Raw genomic sequence first — 16,825 nt, 5'->3', positions numbered from 1 at the left:
CAACATCCAGCGACTCCGTTTTATGACCTGCCGGGACTTCGGATTATCACGTAGTTGATTTGCCTGATCGACCCTGACGCGATCAATAACTTTGCGACCACATGGAACAGGTCATAAACCACCTGCGCCTGAGGACAGTGCTCCCTGACCTCCAGATCGAACGCGGTGTTCATATCCATGGCAACAGACTCAATGGAGGTGCATCCTTCTGGACCCAGCCAGGCGAAGAAGGGACGGAAAGCGGCTCTGCTACGCCCTTCTCCCACTCACAGTATCTGCTGTGTATCGGCGTCCGCCAGGACAGTGGCGTAACGGTGTCCTTTAAACAGGGCAAATTCATCCATCATCAGGCGACGCAGACTGTGTCGTTGCGGCTCACAGGCCTCCCGTAGCAGTCTCCGGTAATCGATGTTTTTAATGGTATGCCAGTGCAGTCCGGTCAGACTGGCTACGTGCTTAATCGGAAGTAACCTGACGAGTGATTCAACCCATGTCGACAGGGTGGCGGTATATCGCTGACGTTCAGGCAGCCAGTCGATTTTTTCGGTCATAATGCCGCAGGATGGGCAGCGAAGACGGCGAACAGGCACATCCAGCCAGACCTTCCAGTTGAGCAGTTCACGCTCTCTGACACGGCGCAGGTAAGTATCGTGAATACACTGGGCAATGCAGTAACACCCGCGGCAGCAGGGCGATTGCGAATCAAGGGCGGATGAGGAGAGTGTCGTGGGCAATTTCAGTGCAGGAAGAGACACTGGACCCTTCCCAGAAAAGAGAATCTTGGCAACGGCAGTGTTGAAGGTTCAGGGTGTGTTTTGGCGAATACAAACCTAAACGTTCTGACTGCCGTTTTCTATTGGTTCACGCTAATTTGCGATGAACCAAAAAAAACCCACCAGAGTCAGAAATGGCGGGCTGATCAATATAATCCAAAATGAATACGGAACGCATGTCTGTTTAGACAGCATCTGAAGAGTAGTACAGCCATTTCGCTTTTCAACCAAATTAGCAGTCCGCGCCAGTTATCTTTGAAACTAGCCGTCCGCAGGCCCCCACGTATCCTGTAGTTGTGCATGAAACTGTTGTGTTTAAGGCATTCAGGACAACGGACCTCGTACCTAGAGAGGTGGAGAATAACCAGGTTGATAAAGGAAGTTGTAAACAACAAGGCCCGTTAACCGCGTTAAATATCCCACGTTGGCTAGCACCTGTCTCACGGAAAGTCATTCTATCTTACGGTTGTCTGTGATCATGCACAGCAGTTTGCAGTTCAGAGAGTGTCGTTGCGTTTTCAGACGCAATATTTTCAAATGCAGAGAAAATCTCTTCCCGGATACGGTGCTTCTGAGTCTCCCCCCGAGGAACCTGCTAAACGTGGTACGTAACCACTAAGCTATTGTGGGTAATTTCCTGTGGCCCGGCTCACGGCAGCAAACGAGGCTGTAATTAAAATTGTGTAATTGCCTGTTTTTGATATGTTCACTCCAGTAACGGAGACAGGCAAATTATGGACGAGAAGAAACTTAAAGCCCTTACGGCTGAACTGGCCAAAGGCCTTAAAACCGAAGCCGACCTCGATGCGTTTTCCCGCATACTGACGAAGCTAACCGTTGAAACGGCGCTAAACGCTGAACTCACTGACCACCTCGGGTATGAGAAAAATGCTCCAGAATCAGGCTCGAATACCCGTAATGGCTATTCACCCAAAACGTTGCTGTGTGCTTACAGCGAAATCGAGCTGAACACGCCACGCGACAGTGAAAACACCTTTGAGCCACAGCTCATAAAGAAGAATCAGACACATATCACGCAGATGGACAACCAGATTTTGTCACTGTACGCCAAAGGCATGACCGCCCGCGAAATCGTCGCTACCTTCAAGGAAATGCATGACGCCGACGTGTCTCCCACGCTGATATCTAGAGTCACCGATGCGGTGAAAGAGCAAGTAACTGAATAGCAAAATCGTCCTCTCAATGCACTGTATCAAATTATTTATCTTGACTATATCGTGATGAAGGTTCGTCAAAGTGGCACCGTAATTAACAAAGCTGTGTTCCTTGCACTCGGTATTAATACTGAAAGTCAGAAAGAGTTGCTGGGCATGTGGCTGGCCGATAATGCCCGTATATCTTCCCGCAACGAAGACAGCAGCCGACGGAAAGTGAGCTGGCTGCTGAAAATTTGCATATCAAATGCCAGCAGGTGAAACGAAACGAGGAGCTGGCCATTCTCCAAAATGGCCGCAACATACTTCGCGAAGCGCCTGAAATGAAGCATGTCTTCATCGAAAACCACCAAGTAGCGCTCAGCGTCAAAGCCATGTGCCGTGTGCTCGGTATTGCCTGCAGCGGTTGGTATGCATAGCGTCTTCGCCGCCATCAGCGAGGCCTGCGCCAGCAGTTTCAGTTCGTCTAGGATGCTGCTGTCCGTAAGGCATTCACGGATGCAAAACAGCATTATGGCACACCTCGTCTCGATAACGAACTCCCGGAATTCAATGTCAAAACGGTTACCAGAATTTACTGGAACGACATAATCTGAGCAGGAGCATGAGCGCAAAAGGCTGTTGTTATGATAATGCCTGCGTGGAAAGCTTCTTTCATTCGCTAAAAATGGAGTGTATCCATTGAGAACTCTTTGCCAGTCGGGAGATAATGCTGACGACAGTGTTTATATATTAAATGCGATTACAGTCACTGTCGTCGTCACAGCGCGTACGGCGGCCTCAGCCCGGAACAATTTGAAAACCAAAATATTGCTTAGGGTAGTGATCATATTACGCTTACGCGGGTAGGATCATTTCCCCCTCCGCTATGAGTGCAAAACCCAACATCTGGAGCCATTCAGCAAGTTCTAATAAACTTTGTAATTCGGCCCAGATCCATGGCTAAAAAGCAACCATCAGCATATCCGCGGGAGTGGCTCAGTAAATGGCAAATCGAGGGTTCGCTTCACGCCATATGCACCTTCGAGGCGCACTCCCTTACGTTCAACCACTTCACCAATCACAGCCGCATCTCTCCCCAGTGGGTGGGCACGTAGACGGGACAACGCCTGCTCTGCGGCTTCGCACTTTACTGCAATCACCAGTTTGCCTTCATTAGCAAAGTTCAGCGCTTCCAGCCCCAGCAGTTCGCAGACGCCGCGCACCTCCGGTTTCACCGGCAAATCAGCCTCGGTAAGCTCAATGCCATAGCCGCAGGAAGCGGCAAATTCATGCACCACCGCATTGACCCCGCCGCGGGTTGCATCGCGCAGCGCTTTTACGCCAGGAAGATCGCGCAGGGTGGCGATTAACGGCGTCAGAACCGCGCAGTCGCTGGTCAGTTCTCCGTCCAGCCCCAGCCCTTCACGCAAATTAAGAATCGTTGCACCATGATCTCCCAGCGTCCCGCTGGTCAGCAGCACATCGCCAGGTTGCAGCGACTGCGCCGCCCAGCGAATCGACTGTGGGATTGCGCCAATACCGGAGGTATTGATAAACAGCTTATCCGCCGCGCCGCGCTGCACCACTTTCGTATCGCCGGTTACAATTGCGATATCGGCGGCGCGGGCGGTAGCGGCCATGCTGTCGACGACGGATTTCAGCGTCGCTATCGGCAGGCCTTCTTCAAGGATAAAACCGCAGGAGAGATAGCGCGGCGTAGCGCCGCTGACAGCGATATCGTTAGCGGTGCCGCACACTGCCAGCTTGCCAATATTGCCGCCGGGAAAGAACAGCGGGTCGATCACATAGCTGTCAGTGGAAAACGCAAGCCGATCGCCGCCTGCGGCCAGCGCGGCCAGATCCAGACGAGCCTGATCTTCCTGCTCCGCCAGCCACGGGTTGGCAAAGGCTTCCATAAACAGCTGACTAATCAGTTGCTGCATCGCCTGACCGCCACTGCCATGCGCAAGTTGGACTTCATTCATACTTCACACTCCTGAGCGCGGTACTGATACCAGGCCGCGCAGGCCCCTTCTGAAGAGACCATCAGCGCACCAAAGGCGCTTTCTGGATTGCAGGTGTTGCCAAACAGCGGGCACTGGTGCGGTTTGCAGCGGCCAGTCAGCACATCGCCGCAACGGGCGCGCGGATCGTCATACACCTGCTGCACGGCCGGGCGAAAATAGGCTTCGGCATCGAATTGCTGATACGCCGGGGTCAAATGCACACCGGATTCGCCGATCATGCCCAGCCCGCGCCATTCGCTGCCGCCGCTGACGGCAAACACATCGGCAATGGCGGCCTGCGCCAGCCGGTTACCTTCGTCCGGCACCACGCGGCGATACTGGTTTTCCACCCGGCTTTGCGCGGCTATTTTCTGTTCCACCAGCATCACCACGCCCTGTAGCAGATCCAGCGGTTCGAACCCGGCAACCACCAGTGGGCGGCGGAATTCTTCGGCAATAAACGTGTAGGCGTCGGTGCCGATCACCATACTGACGTGGCCTGGGGCCAGAAACGCATCAATACTGTTATCCGGCTGCTTCAGCAGGCTGCGCAGCGTTGGGATCAGCGTAATGTGCTGGCAGAAAAACCAGAAGTTGCTGATATTGCGTGCTTTCGCTTGTTGCAGCGTAATGGCCGTGGCGGGCATGGTGGTTTCAAAGCCGAGGCCGAAGAACACCACTTTGCGCTGCGGATTTTTTTCTGCCAGCGCCAGTGCGTCCATCGGTGAATAGACGATGCGCACATCGGCGCCGCGCGCTTTCGCCTGCAGCAGAGAACCATTTTTCCCCGGCACGCGGATGGCATCGCCAAAGGTGCAAAAGATCACTTGCGGGTGGCTGGCAATCTCAGTAGAAGTATCAATGCGCCCCATCGGCAGTATGCACACCGGACAGCCAGGACCGTGGATAAACTCAATGTTCTCCGGCAACAGTTGGTCGAGGCCGAACTTAAAAATGGCGTGGGTGTGGCCACCGCACACTTCCATGATGCGCAGTGGTCTCTCCGGAGTATAAGCCAGGTACGCAGCCCGTTCACGCAGATGGGCTACCAGTTGCATAACCTGGTGTGGTGCGCGGTATTCATCAACAAAACGCATGGTTTCTCCTCATCATATAGCATGCCCAAATCAAATCAGCCCTTAATCCGTGCCTGCAACTCACATAAAAGGATGGCGCCATGTCAAACTCGCCAAACTACAGGGGAAGCATCAGCCCCACTAGCCATCCCCTTTATTTACAGGTACCGATCCGCCTGGCTGCTACGAATTAACCACCGACGTTAACTTGTCATATCCGCGCAAGCGATAATTGGCAATCGACACCAGCCAGCAGAGGATAAATAGTCCAATCATCCAGTATCCCATATCGCCCAAATGATCGCTCAGGTAGGCCACCGCATCCCATACCCCACCGGACAGAGAAAATTTATCAGCCAGTAGGCCCAATGCCTCCACACCACCGATAAATACAGCAACGATAACTGACGCAGCCATAATAGTGATGTTGTAGTACAATTTGCGCACTGGTTTAGTGAGAGCCCAGTTATAGGCACCAATCATGATGAGGTTATCGATGGAATCAACCAACGTCATTCCCGCCGTAAACAACGCCGGGAACAGCATAATGCTCCATAGATTCATGCCATGATCGGCACTGGCGGCTGATATTCCCAACAACCCGACTTCAGTCGCAGTATCAAACCCTAAGCCAAAGAGGAAACCCACAGGATACATGTGCCAACTTTTGCTCACCAGTTGGAATACTGGATGGAAAAATCGCGTTAACGCGCTACTGCCATCCATTATCTGATCAGGTACAGTCTGTTCAGTTCTTCCGCTTCGCCTGCTAGACTTGATCTGCCGGAATACACGCCAGACAGAAATCAGCATCGTGAGATTGATAAATGCAATCAGTAGCAAAAACGCCGAAGATACCAGCGTACCGATGAGCCCGCCAGCCTCACGGAACTGCTCCATATGCTGGCTGAACAATGTTGCTGTTGCAGCAATTGCCGCCGACGCCAATACCACTATCGATGAGTGGCCCAAAGAGAAAAAAGTGCCAACCATCAGAGGTATTGTCCCTTGTTGCATCAGCTTGCGGGTCACATTATCAATAGCCGCTATATGATCGGCGTCCGCAGCATGACGCAGGCCTAAACTGTAGGCTAACAGGGCTGTCCCCATCAGGGCAGTATTATCCCTGAACACCATAGCCGTCACAGCCCATACCACGATATTAATCAGCGCCAACCCTGACAACAGGCAGGCAGCACGCCGCTGCCCATGCCCTGCCACTAATTCCGGATGTAATGACATACGAAGTTATTCACATTTACCATGATGCCTGTTACCCGTAGGGGATTCACTCCGCGATATATTAACCTAGGAATGAATCACTCCTGGGCCAGTGGGCCGCGACAATTGGCTGAAGCCGTGTCCACCCTCCGAAGGTGAACTCCCAGCGGTCCGCTTGCCATCTGGGGGAAAAGTCTGGAAGTTATTCGCGCAAAATACTGCCTCCGAGTATATATTCTTACCGGACAGCGCAGCACATAGATATCAGCAAACCACCGAGCAATCGCAGGATAAAATTTCCGGGTTACTCACCGCATGGATAGACTACTGACTTTCTCAGATAGCACCAACCAGCAAACCAATTCCCAGCAGTGCCGAACCGCCACCAAGCACACGTGACCACAGGTGACGCGTGGACGAAAATGTCACCAGCGCTCCAATCCCCAGACCGATCAGGTGAAGCCCGCCAGTGGCGATAACCATACCGGAGAGCGCTGCTACGGAATGAGACAGCTCAGCACCATGCGCCAGTCCATGGAAAATAGCGAAAGCGCCGATGATCAGCGCACCGACCGCTTCGCGCAGTTTCAGTTGCAAAGCCACCATCGCGCCAATTCCCAGCATAGAACCTGCGACAAGATACTCCGTACCAGCAACCGTCACGCCCGCCATACCGGCTAACGCCCCAGTAAGCAACAGCCCTGCGAACGCCAGCGGCGCCAGCCACCACTGACGGGTATTCATGGCGCTCCAGACGCCAACCAGCACCATCGCTACCATATGGTCGATCCCGGTAAGCGGGTGAATAAAGCCTTCGGTAAAACTTAATACATGATGCGTGCCGCCATCGGTGCCCACATGAGCAGAAGCCATCATCGGCAGCAGTACCAGTACGGAAACAGTCGCAGCTTTGATATTAATACGCATAGTTATCACCTAATTAGTTTTATCCTCGGTACCCGACGACCAGCTACGCGAAGACATGTTGTTAACGTAAAACTTCATTTCCCCATTTGATACAACGGGTTATGCTTTAAATCACATTCCTGTAAGCGCTTCCTTAAAAATCGGCTATGCCAGACGCGCGGCGGCGATCAGCACCAGTCCTCCAACGCCAGCCTGTAGTTACAACGCCACACAAGGGCCCCAACATCCAAAATTTACAGGGCAGCCAAGAACCGCTAATTTAGCGTTGGCAGCAACTGGTCGGCTGTTCCTGCCGCACCGAATTTTTCAAACTCCGCTCTCTTCTGCGTTTTATCCAGGAGCCATCCCAACCAACGTACCATGCCCTCCGGGATTTTGGTTGAAAGCATCAGTAATTCGGCTCCCGGGGCCAACCCCCCGATTTCCTCTTGCACGCGTTCTGTGCTGAATTCCGTGAAGTATGGCAGCAGGTCGATCTTGGTGACCAGCACAGCTTCCGCCTGGCGGAACATCACCGGGTATTTTTCTGGCTTGTCGTCCCCTTCCGGTACTGACAGCAGCACCACGTTATGATGCTGGCCCAGATCGAAGCTGGCCGGGCAGACCAGATTGCCGACGTTTTCAATAAACAGAATATCTACCGGTTCGGCGCTGAGCGTATGCCAGGCATTGTGGATCATCTGCGCGTCCAGATGACAGGCCATGCCGGTGGTTACCTGCACCACCGGCACCCCTTTACGGCGCAGGCGCACGGCGTCGTTTTCGGTCTCCAGATCCCCTTCAATCACCGCCACGCGTAAACCCCGCGCCAGCAGTTGCTCGATGGTAACCTCCAGCAGCGATGTCTTGCCGCTGCCGGGCGAGGACATCAGGTTGAAGACCCGGGTGCCGTGGGCATCAAAATGCTGACGATTGTGCTGCGCCAGATGGTCGTTATCCTGCATCAGGTTTTTCAGCACCTGCACCGTATGGGAGGCTTCGCTTTTCACCGGTGAAATGGCATGGATAACCCCGTTACCCAGGCTGATATGGCTCCGGTGCGGAATATTGCACCCACAGTTATCGCACATTGCGGTCCCCCCGCCCCGGCAGTTTCACCGGCTTAAGCTGTTGTGCCATCAGCGCCAGTTTTTCACTCACCAGCGCCATCTGTACCAGGGTTTCCCGACAGCGGTTCGTCAGCTCATGCTGCCCTTCGGCTTCGAGCGCGTGCAGGTACTTTTCCATTTCGGCGATATGCTCGTCGTTGTGTTCACGCCAGTGGGGTATGAGCACATGCAGTTTCTTTAACAGCGGGACTTCAATCATCAGCATTCTCCCCGTTTTTAGCCTGCCGCACACGGGGTCACCAGTACCCGGCTGTGCATGCAATCAATCTCTTTAATCTCAAACCCGAACAGTTCACGATCTGCTTCGAACAGGCGCGAAATCGTCACTTTGTCCGCATCACTGGCGATATGGGTGACCTCGTCGAGCAGCTCTTCGTGGTTTTCCGCCAGCAACACGCGCACACGCAGTTGACACATGTTCGTTCTCCTCGTTTAACACAGGGCTGTCAGGCGTTGCCTGATAACCGCCAGTTCCGCCATAAACTCGCCGCCGAGATCGAAAGGCGCGCTACCGCTTAAATCCGCGCCACGAATAGTCTCGCTCAGCGACAGATATCCCAGGATCTGTTCTTCATTTAGCGCCGATTGCAGGAAGGTTTTATCGGAAGGACGGGCAATTTTGCTGCCGACATACGCCAGCTTGCGAATACCGATATCCGCCGCCAGTTGGCCAATTTGCTGGGCAGTCTGGATGCTGCGCTGGCCGGGCTCAACCACCACCACCAGCACGTCCACCGCTTCGGCGGTCGAGCGCCCGAGGTGCTCAATGCCCGCTTCCATGTCCATCACCACCACGTCATCGCGCTCAAGCAACAAGTGGCTCATCAGGCGGCGCAGCAGGGTATGTTCCGGGCAGACGCAGCCGGTGCCGCCATGCTCGACGGTCCCCATTTGCAGCAGGCGCACGCCTTCATGTTGTACACAGAACATCTCCGGCAGATCGTCGACTTTCGGGTTGAGGATAAACAGGCTGCCGAAGCCTGCCCCCGCCCCGGTGCGCTCCATTGCCAGCTCTTTCATGCGCGAAAAAGGCTGCAGCTCAGCACAGCGCTCGGCGGGAATGCCCAGCGCCGAGGCCAGATTGGCATCCGGATCGGCATCTATCGCCAGCACCTGTTTCCCCTCTGCCGCCCATGAACGGGCTAACAGCCCTGCCAGCGTGGTTTTGCCGACGCCGCCTTTGCCTGCAATGGCTATTTTCATTTCAACCTCGTCAACCAAATAGAGTCAGCCCGCATCGCGGTGATGCGGGCTGATAAGGGGTTAAATCCCCAGGGCGCGGCGTTTCTCTTTCATCACCGCCACCAGTTTTTCCGCCGCCAGTGTCGGATCGGTTTCCACCAGGAAATAGCCGTCGAGCAGTTCTTTGGACTGTTCGGTGATGAGATCGGTCACCACTTGCGAACCGGTCACGTGCGGCACAACGCCCAGATGTGTGGGCAAACCAAGAGCTACTCCCCAGGAAGCGATGGCGATCGCTTTTTCAGACATCGCTTCCGGTGCGGATGCTACGAGCGGCAGATCGCTGAGATCGACATTCAGCTTATCCGCAAGCGCAGTGGCCAGCAGCACGGCACGGCTGTTGTCGACGCACGAGCCCATATGCAGCACCAGTGGCAGCGGCCCTTCCAGCCCGGCAGCGGTGCCGATTGCGGTCAGTACCGCTTTTAGTGAATCCCCGGCCCAGGCTTCGGTCGCCTGCTGGTTCATCATTCCGTTTTTGGCAAAGGCCCCTGCGCCACAGCCGGTTGCCAGCATCAGCACGTTGTTGCGCGCGAGGATTCTGGCGATGGTCTGGTAGCTGTCATCCTGCTTCACGCGGGTGGTGTTACAGCCGGCAAACAGCGCCACGCCGAGGATATTGCCGTTGGCAATGTTCTCTACCAGCGGGGCCAGCGGATCGTCCGGGTTCAGCAATGCCAGCGCATCCATCACCGCTTCGGTACTGAAACCCACAATCGCGGTCTGTTTGATATCCGGGATTTTTATCTTGGAATTATCGCGGCGGCCATACGCGTCGATAGCGTACTGCACGATTTTGCGCGCCGTGTCGCGCGCGTGGTCTTCGTGGAAGCTGACGTGGCGCGCCCCCTGGATTTTGTTCTCATCTGCGGTGGTGATACACTCGGTGTGATAGCACTCACTGATGGCCGACAGGGACGGCATGATGCACTGTACGTCCAGCACCATCGCGTCGAGCGCGCCGGTGAAAATCGCCATCTCCTGCGACAGATAGTTGGTCGCCAGTGGAATGCCGTGGCGCATCATCACTTCGTTACCGGTGCAGCAGATACCGACGATGTTAATGCCGTCAACGGCCCCGGCATCACGCGCGATGCTCTGCATTTCACCTGCCACGTCGCAAATCACTTCGCTGAGCAGCGGATTATGGCCGTTTACCGCGATATTGACGGCGGTTTTCTTGATAACGCCAATGTTGGCCTGGGTGACCACCGGTTTTGGCGTGCCAAACATGGCATCCGACAGCTCGGTTGCCAGTACCATGCCGTCAAAATCCGACAGCGCGCCACGCAAACCGCCAAGCACCAGGTTGGTGGGGTCCGCGTCGCAGCCGATATGGGTACGCGCCATGATCTGTGCCACGGTGGCATCAATGTTGTGCGGCAGTACGCCGAGTTTGCTCAGTCGCGACAGGCGGCGCGGTGGCAGGGAAGCATTCAGCCAGTGGCACGGCTTTTTGCTGTCCTGATTCTGGTAATCTTCCAGCGTCCTGGTCGCCACGTCATACGCAATTTCCTGCGTGGTACGCCCTTCCACTTCGATATCCAGGCGTTTCGCCACGCCGCGCAGTTTTTGCGGGTCGCGAATCTGGTAATCCGGCAGTTCGCCTTTACCCACGCGCTGCATGGCCAGCGCAATGTGGCGACCGTGCTCGGAGTGGCCTGCCGCTCCTGCGGCCATCATACGGATCAGGTTACGCGCCACGATGGTGTCTTTGTTGGCACCGCAAATCCCGTACTGCGGCCCGTCGCCAAACGGATCGACACGGCATGGCCCCTTCCAGCAAATACGGCAGCACAGCCCGAGGCTACCAAAACCGCACTGGGGTTGTTGCATCTGATGACGATCGAATACGGTCGCAATGCCCTCTTGTTCCGCTACCGGGCACAGGGCGATGGTGGCGGGATCGCTCGTTCTGGTTTTGATATCCATTACATTCCCCTTAAGACCAAATCGATATTTTTCTGGGATTGGGCCAGCTCTTTGGCTCTGGCCTTAATGAGTGCCTGACGATAAGTCTGCATATCCACCAGGCTTATCGCTTTCGTCGGGCAGGCCTCGACGCACGCGGTATTTTCTTTGCCATTCTCTTTACACCAGGAAGCACAGAGGTCACATTTTTGCGCCACGCCCTGGTTGGTCACGCTCCAGGTGCTTTGCTGCTCAGTGCGCCGTACGGTGATGGAGCCAAACGGGCAGACCATCACGCACAGCTTGCAGCCGACGCAGTTGGCCTCGTTGATAAACACCTGTCCATCCGTCTGACGGCAGGCCCCGGTGGGACAGACCATCGCGCAGGGGGCGTTATCACACTGGCGGCACTGCATCGGAATATTGACCTCACCCGTTGCCACCACCTTGATGCGCGGATGGAGCGGAAGCTGGTCCCGAACCGCAGCAAACAACCCGTTATCCCCACCGTGACTGACCGCACAGGCCATTTCACAGCTATGGCAGCCAAGGCATTTCTGCGCATTGGCGTAAATCATGACATTTTCCTTTTTTTTCATGTCGTTACCCTCTACCTCACGCATCAAAACTTTCAATGTAGAGTTCGTCACCCTGGATAAGCTGGACATCCCGGCTGTGACAAAGGGCACATTGAAAATGGAATTTGATCACTTCAAAATCGTTACCACAGGCCTGACACCGCGCGATGGCGGGCAGCGCGTCGATAACCAGCTCCGCGTCTTCCGCCAGGGTTCCGGCGGCAAAGGCGGCAAAACAGAAGGTCATCGACTGCGGCTCTACCGCGCGCATTTTTCCGATTTTCAGCCGCACCCGGGTGATACGCTCCACCTGATGGCGCTCGGCCTCGGCAATCAGAATCTTCACCAGTCCCTGGGTTAATGCCGCTTCATGCATCTGTTGGCTCTCCTGCTCAGGTCGTTAGCCGATTTCATCGAGTTCGCTCAGCGCGATAAGCATCTCGGCCGCTTCCTGCTCATCAATCCGCGCCATGGCGAACCCCACATGCACCAGCACCCAAAAGCCCACACAGTCCTCGGGCGTCTGCTGCGGGCCAATCAGACAGGCGATATTGACCTCCCGCTTGACCCCGGCCACCGACACCACGGCCATCAGGTTGTCGGCATCTTTTATTTCCAGAATTTGCCCTGGGATACCCAAACACATACGCGACGCTCTCCGACTTCTGTCTGCGTGGACACCGCCGGGGGCGATGAGATCATCACCTCCAGGGGGTAAATAATTTCCCTGATAAAAAAGTGGTTTTTTCTTGATTAAGATCATCAATATTGCGATGAAATAATCCTGAAAACCCCCAACGGCATTAATTTATTCACCACCCCTTTAGGCGTATTAATATTCATTCTCATTAATACAGTGATGCCGTTCATACTTTAGTCGGGTAGTTGTTAATATTTTATTAATAACTGTCTGACTGGTAATCATATTCCCAGTTTCGCCGCGAAATATCTGTCAGCTAGCTGACAGACAAGAATGCCGTCATTTAATAAATTCACTCTCGCCTATCCGCTCTCTACGTATCGTGAGGAATAAATGGGAGTATCTTTGTTCGGCATTCCATTACTCGCCTGGTCAGGAACACTAATATTATTGGCTGGTGAAGTAATGGCGTTATTACATATCCGCAATCTGTCCAGGCTGCTGCTTTTCTCCACGCTGGCAGAGCTGGGCTATGTATTGTTGGGATTTGGTCTTGATAGCGCACCGGGTGAAACCGGCGCATTGATGCATTTGGGGTTACAGGTGGTTATGCGCCTGCTGACCATCCTCAGTGCGGCGTATCTTATTAAGCGTAACGGCTCAAGTGAGCTGGATAAGCTGGCTGGCAGCGGCTCGCGCTGGCCTCTGGCGTCATTGCTGTTTGGCTTCGGTCTGTTCTCGGTGATGGGGCTGTCCCCCTTTAAAGGCTCATTCAGCAAGTTTCTGATTTTATATGGCGCAATGGAACAAGGAGAATGGGCCATTGCCGCAATCGCGACGCTGGCGACTATTCTGGCGTCAATTTACTATATTATTGTTATTCAGCGCGTGTGCCTGGAACCTGATAATAATGCCGCGCCTGTGGCTTCGTTCACAACGGAATTATTGTCAGCACGCTGGATCCTGCTGTTTATATTAACCGCTGTTACGGTGTATCTCAGCCTGATGCCGGAATCGTTATTACACCTTGCCGAACACTATACAACCGCCTCGGTAAAAACCCCGGTACCAAATTTCGAAACCCCGTGGCATTACTGGGTAATATTGCCTTATGTCGGCGGCTTTGTGCTGTACGCAGTGGGTAAAATAAATGCGACATTACGCGACCGTTGCGCGGTGGTTATTGCCCTGGCGACACTGGTGTTGGTCTGGCAGCATAATAACGGCGACAGCCTGTCCCATTTATTCTCGGTGCTGTTTGCCGGGCTGATTACGGTGGCAGTCATCTATTCTCAGGCGTATATGCGCCATGATGAGCACGCCAACCGCTATTATTTCTTCCTGTTCTTAATGGCCGGTTCCTTGATTGGCGTTGCTTCCGCCGAGGACTTTGGCAATTTCTACCTGTTCTGGGAATTAATGACCTGGAGCTCGTATTTCCTTGTCGTTCACGAACGCACGCCAGAGGCATTAAAAGCCGGGCGTAAGTACTTCCTGATGTGCTGTACCGGCGCGTACATCATGCACTTCGGCATTCTGGTCTGCCATACCCGTTTTGGCAGCTTCGACATGTCGATTATCGCCGCACAGGCCACACAGCTGACTCCGGTATTTGCTGCCGTTATCGGCCTCTGTTTCCTGATTGGCCTGGGCGTTAAAGCAGGCCTGTGGCCGATGCACGGCTGGCTGCCGGATGCTCACCCGGTTGCGCCGTCATCTATCTCCGCGCTGATGTCCGGCATTTTGACCAAAGCCGGTGTCTTCGGGCTGGTGAAAATCTTCCTTATCGTCCTCGGAACCAGTCTGACCGGGCACCTGCTGGCGGTGGGTACCCACCCGGCGTTTGGCATGGTGGTCACCGGGCTTGGCTGCATGACGGTGATTTACGGGGAGGTGATGGCCCTGCGCGAGCAGAACCTTAAGCGCATTCTGGCTTTTTCCACGCTGGCCCAGGTGGGTGAAATCCTCGCCATGCTGGGGCTGTTGACCAGCCTGAGCGTTGCCAGTGCGCTGCTGCACGTGATGAACCACGCCATCTTCAAAAACCTGCTGTTCCTGGCCGCAGGCGGCCTGATTGCCCGCGCCGCCGGGAAGAAGCTGTCGGATATCGCAGGCCTCGGCCGGGTGATGCCGTTTACCGCTCTGTGTTTCGCCATCGGCGCGCTGGCGGTGATGGGCTTACCGCCCTTTAGCGGCTTCTTTAGCAAGTTCATGATGATCTACGCGGCGGTCAAAGCCGACGCGCTGGCCGTTGCCGCCTTGTTCCTGGCGGGCAGCGTACTAGGGGCGATTTACTACCTGCGTATTGTCCGCGTGCTGTTCTTCTCCCCGTGGAAGGGTGGCGCAGTGGAAGACGCACCGCTGGCGATGCGGGTGGCCACCGGCATTCTCGCCGCGCTGGTGATTCTGGGCGGCCTGTTCCCGGATTACGGTTTGCAGCAGTGGGTTCGCCCGGTTATCACGCAGATTGCCGAACATCAGCAGTGGGCGGTCCCTGCCCTGCCAACGCTTAATCTCGACTGGTCCCCGGCGGCGCTGATTGCGATTGTCGGCGCAATTGCGACCTTTGTGCTGGGTAAACGTGCGCCGCGCCGCGCCGGTACGCTCGCCGTGGTGGTCATGGCCCTGACGCTGGCCGCCGTGCTGGCCGATGCCGGACGCTACGACCTGCTCTCCTGGTGGTTTGCCGCGCTGATTGCAGGTGTTGGGGTGCTTAACCTCTGCTATGCCATCGGCTATATGGACCACGCCCACAGCCAGCACCGCTTTTTCTTCTTCTTCGTCTTTATGATTGGCGGTCTGCTTGGCGTAACCGCCAGCAAAGACCTGTTCAACTTCTTCGCCTTCTGGGAAATCATGAGTAGCTGGACGCTCTGGTTCGTGATCATCCACGACGAAACCGAAGAGGCGCTGCGCGAAGGCTTCAAGTACTTCATCTTCAACTTTGTCGGCGCTACCTGCATGTTCCTCGGCGTGGCGATGCTTTGCGCCCGTAGCGACGGCTTTAGCTTTGATGCCATCGCACACGCTGCCAGCACCATGTCACTGCCGTGGCTGGGCGCGGGTTTAGTGCTCGTCCTTACCGGGATGTTGATGAAAGCGGCACAGTTGCCGTGGCGCATCGATTACCAGATGCACCCGCCAACAGCGCCGACGCCGGTCAGCGGATACATCTCTGCCGTGCTGCTGAAAAGTGGGATCTACGGGGTGCTTAAGCTGTTCGCCCTCGGCGGCGCGGGCCTGCTGTTTGTTCGCTTCGGCGAGCTGGGCAGCACCAACACGCTGATGTACGCCATTGCCATTATCGCCACCCTCACGCTGCTGTACGCCGGGGCGCTGGCGCTGATCCAGAACGGCATCAAACGTCTGCTGATTTACAGCACGGTGAGCCAGCTTGGCTACATCCTGTTAGGGCTGGCGCTGACCACGCCGGAAGGGATTGCCGGGGGGCTGATGCATCTGGTGAACCATATGCTGCTCAAAGACATTCTGTTCCTCGCCGCAGGTTGCATTCTGGCGCAGGTGCACGTGTCGAGTCTGGATGAGCTGGGCGGTCTGGGGCGCAAGATGCCACTGACCTTCGGGATGTTCCTGTTTGCCGGGCTGTCGCTTTCGGGCATTCCGCCGTTAAACGGTTTTGCTTCGAAATGGCTGATTTACCAGGCAGCGTTCCAGAGCGGGCACTATCTGCTGGGACTGGGCGCGATGATGTCGAGCCTGTTCACCCTGGCGGCGGTGTTGAAGTTCGCCCATGCGGCCTTTATGGGAACGCCTGCGCCACACCTGGAAAAAGTCAAAGAGGCACCGCTGAGCATGCTGCTGCCGATGGGGCTGCTTAGCCTGGCAGCGCTGGTTGTCAGCCTGCTGCCAGGCGTGCTGCTGGTGCCGATTAGCCATCTGATGTCGGTCAGTGGACTTGGGCAGATTAACGCTACCTGGACCGGGCCGCTGCCGGGCACCAACGGCTGGCACCCGCTGACCATGTGGATGCTGGTAGCGGTGGTTTCCGCTCTGGGCTGGCTGTTCTGGCGCCTCAGTAACCGTCAGTCGCAGTCGATTCATTTACACCAGGGCGGCGTTTGTGACCTGACCCCGGCGCAGGCGCACGTTCCGGCTTCTGCGCTGTATCAGACGCCTGAGCGGTTAATCCGCCAGGTGCTGCGCCCCCAGGAGAAGGAATAACAC

At 55.4% G+C, this 16,825-nt stretch carries 15 protein-coding genes and 2 pseudogenes; 3 read left to right on the top strand and 14 right to left on the bottom strand.

What is annotated here, in order from left to right:
• Window positions 1-20 precede the first annotated feature (20 nt).
• Both QMG90_RS22515 and QMG90_RS22510 read right to left on the bottom strand, forming a co-directional pair.
• On the bottom strand, window positions 21-266 hold the full coding sequence (locus QMG90_RS22515) for a transposase (RefSeq protein WP_220708641.1): 246 nt from the start codon (window positions 264-266) through the stop codon (window positions 21-23).
• Window positions 267-755 carry a helix-turn-helix domain-containing protein gene (locus QMG90_RS22510; protein WP_220708642.1) on the bottom strand — a complete coding sequence of 163 codons (489 nt, stop codon included), beginning with the start codon at window positions 753-755 and terminating at the stop codon, window positions 267-269.
• 752 nt (window positions 756-1,507) lie between these two features.
• Between QMG90_RS22510 and QMG90_RS04360 the strand changes: the two are divergent.
• Both QMG90_RS04360 and QMG90_RS04355 read left to right on the top strand, forming a co-directional pair.
• Window positions 1,508-2,122, top strand: a pseudogene (locus QMG90_RS04360) (IS256 family transposase); the annotation flags it as partial.
• Between the two features lie 17 nt (window positions 2,123-2,139).
• Window positions 2,140-2,766 (top strand): annotated as a pseudogene (locus QMG90_RS04355) (IS3 family transposase); the annotation flags it as partial.
• A gap of 138 nt (window positions 2,767-2,904) precedes the next feature.
• Here the strand turns inward: QMG90_RS04355 and hypE are convergent.
• From hypE to QMG90_RS04295, 12 genes are all read right to left on the bottom strand, one after another.
• Entirely contained in the window at window positions 2,905-3,915 is a 1,011-nt protein-coding gene (gene hypE, locus QMG90_RS04350; protein ID WP_220708643.1) for a hydrogenase expression/formation protein HypE, read from the bottom strand.
• The gene (hypD, locus tag QMG90_RS04345) at window positions 3,912-5,033 is read right to left on the bottom strand and encodes a hydrogenase formation protein HypD (protein WP_220708644.1); all 1,122 of its coding nucleotides are present in this window, start codon (window positions 5,031-5,033) and stop codon (window positions 3,912-3,914) included. The genes hypE and hypD overlap by 4 nt, the downstream gene beginning before the upstream one ends.
• Before the next feature lie 162 nt (window positions 5,034-5,195).
• Complete coding sequence (locus QMG90_RS04340; RefSeq protein ID WP_220708645.1) at window positions 5,196-6,254, bottom strand: HoxN/HupN/NixA family nickel/cobalt transporter; 1,059 nt, start codon at window positions 6,252-6,254, stop codon at window positions 5,196-5,198.
• Window positions 6,255-6,569: 315 nt separating this feature from the next.
• A complete protein-coding gene (locus QMG90_RS04335; protein ID WP_220708646.1) occupies window positions 6,570-7,160 on the bottom strand; it encodes a HupE/UreJ family protein in 591 nt (196 codons plus the stop codon).
• Between the two features lie 254 nt (window positions 7,161-7,414).
• Window positions 7,415-8,230 (bottom strand): hydrogenase nickel incorporation protein HypB, encoded by an 816-nt coding sequence (gene hypB, locus QMG90_RS04330; protein WP_220708647.1) that lies wholly within the window; start codon window positions 8,228-8,230, stop codon window positions 7,415-7,417.
• Window positions 8,220-8,468 (bottom strand): DUF8180 domain-containing protein, encoded by a 249-nt coding sequence (locus QMG90_RS04325; RefSeq protein WP_220708648.1) that lies wholly within the window; start codon window positions 8,466-8,468, stop codon window positions 8,220-8,222. The genes hypB and QMG90_RS04325 overlap by 11 nt, the downstream gene beginning before the upstream one ends.
• Window positions 8,469-8,485: 17 nt before the next feature.
• Window positions 8,486-8,686: a CooT family nickel-binding protein gene (locus tag QMG90_RS04320; protein WP_220708649.1), complete on the bottom strand. Its 201-nt coding sequence runs from the start codon at window positions 8,684-8,686 to the stop codon at window positions 8,486-8,488.
• A 15-nt stretch (window positions 8,687-8,701) separates the two neighbouring features.
• A complete protein-coding gene (locus QMG90_RS04315; protein ID WP_220708650.1) occupies window positions 8,702-9,472 on the bottom strand; it encodes an ATP-binding protein in 771 nt (256 codons plus the stop codon).
• A 60-nt stretch (window positions 9,473-9,532) separates the two neighbouring features.
• Window positions 9,533-11,443, bottom strand: coding sequence for an anaerobic carbon-monoxide dehydrogenase catalytic subunit (cooS, locus tag QMG90_RS04310; RefSeq protein WP_220708651.1), 1,911 nt, complete (start codon window positions 11,441-11,443; stop codon window positions 9,533-9,535).
• Window positions 11,443-12,000 carry a 4Fe-4S dicluster domain-containing protein gene (locus tag QMG90_RS04305; protein ID WP_220708659.1) on the bottom strand — a complete coding sequence of 186 codons (558 nt, stop codon included), beginning with the start codon at window positions 11,998-12,000 and terminating at the stop codon, window positions 11,443-11,445. Before QMG90_RS04305 ends, cooS begins: the two co-directional genes overlap by 1 nt.
• A 37-nt stretch (window positions 12,001-12,037) precedes the next feature.
• Complete coding sequence (gene hypA, locus QMG90_RS04300) at window positions 12,038-12,376, bottom strand: hydrogenase maturation nickel metallochaperone HypA (RefSeq protein WP_220708652.1); 339 nt, start codon at window positions 12,374-12,376, stop codon at window positions 12,038-12,040.
• 24 nt (window positions 12,377-12,400) lie between these two features.
• Entirely contained in the window at window positions 12,401-12,646 is a 246-nt protein-coding gene (locus QMG90_RS04295; protein WP_220708660.1) for a HypC/HybG/HupF family hydrogenase formation chaperone, read from the bottom strand.
• Window positions 12,647-13,105: 459 nt separating this feature from the next.
• On the opposite strand from QMG90_RS04295, the gene QMG90_RS04290 reads away from it, so the two are divergent.
• On the top strand, window positions 13,106-16,822 hold the full coding sequence (locus QMG90_RS04290) for a proton-conducting transporter transmembrane domain-containing protein (RefSeq protein ID WP_247751756.1): 3,717 nt from the start codon (window positions 13,106-13,108) through the stop codon (window positions 16,820-16,822).
• Window positions 16,823-16,825: the final 3 nt, after the last annotated feature.

The organism is Trabulsiella odontotermitis (genome assembly GCF_030053895.1).
GTDB lineage: Bacteria > Pseudomonadota > Gammaproteobacteria > Enterobacterales > Enterobacteriaceae > Trabulsiella > Trabulsiella odontotermitis_C.
The sequence above is the reverse complement of the archived record's forward strand: the minus strand, read 5'-3'. Positions and strand labels throughout refer to the sequence as shown.

Bases quoted from the DNA above. Each gene is read 5' to 3' on its own strand.
- hypE (WP_220708643.1), bottom strand. From the start codon at position 3,915: ATGAATGAAGTCCAACTTGCGCATGGCAGTGGCGGTCAGGCGATGCAG.
- hypD (WP_220708644.1), bottom strand. From the start codon at position 5,033: ATGCGTTTTGTTGATGAATACCGCGCACCACACCAGGTTATGCAACTG.
- QMG90_RS04340 (WP_220708645.1), bottom strand. From the start codon at position 6,254: ATGTCATTACATCCGGAATTAGTGGCAGGGCATGGGCAGCGGCGTGCT.
- QMG90_RS04335 (WP_220708646.1), bottom strand. From the start codon at position 7,160: ATGCGTATTAATATCAAAGCTGCGACTGTTTCCGTACTGGTACTGCTG.
- hypB (WP_220708647.1), bottom strand. From the start codon at position 8,230: ATGTGCGATAACTGTGGGTGCAATATTCCGCACCGGAGCCATATCAGC.
- QMG90_RS04325 (WP_220708648.1), bottom strand. From the start codon at position 8,468: ATGATTGAAGTCCCGCTGTTAAAGAAACTGCATGTGCTCATACCCCAC.
- QMG90_RS04320 (WP_220708649.1), bottom strand. From the start codon at position 8,686: ATGTGTCAACTGCGTGTGCGCGTGTTGCTGGCGGAAAACCACGAAGAG.
- QMG90_RS04315 (WP_220708650.1), bottom strand. From the start codon at position 9,472: ATGAAAATAGCCATTGCAGGCAAAGGCGGCGTCGGCAAAACCACGCTG.
- cooS (WP_220708651.1), bottom strand. From the start codon at position 11,443: ATGGATATCAAAACCAGAACGAGCGATCCCGCCACCATCGCCCTGTGC.
- QMG90_RS04305 (WP_220708659.1), bottom strand. From the start codon at position 12,000: ATGATTTACGCCAATGCGCAGAAATGCCTTGGCTGCCATAGCTGTGAA.
- hypA (WP_220708652.1), bottom strand. From the start codon at position 12,376: ATGCATGAAGCGGCATTAACCCAGGGACTGGTGAAGATTCTGATTGCC.
- QMG90_RS04295 (WP_220708660.1), bottom strand. From the start codon at position 12,646: ATGTGTTTGGGTATCCCAGGGCAAATTCTGGAAATAAAAGATGCCGAC.
- QMG90_RS04290 (WP_247751756.1), top strand. From the start codon at position 13,106: ATGGCGTTATTACATATCCGCAATCTGTCCAGGCTGCTGCTTTTCTCC.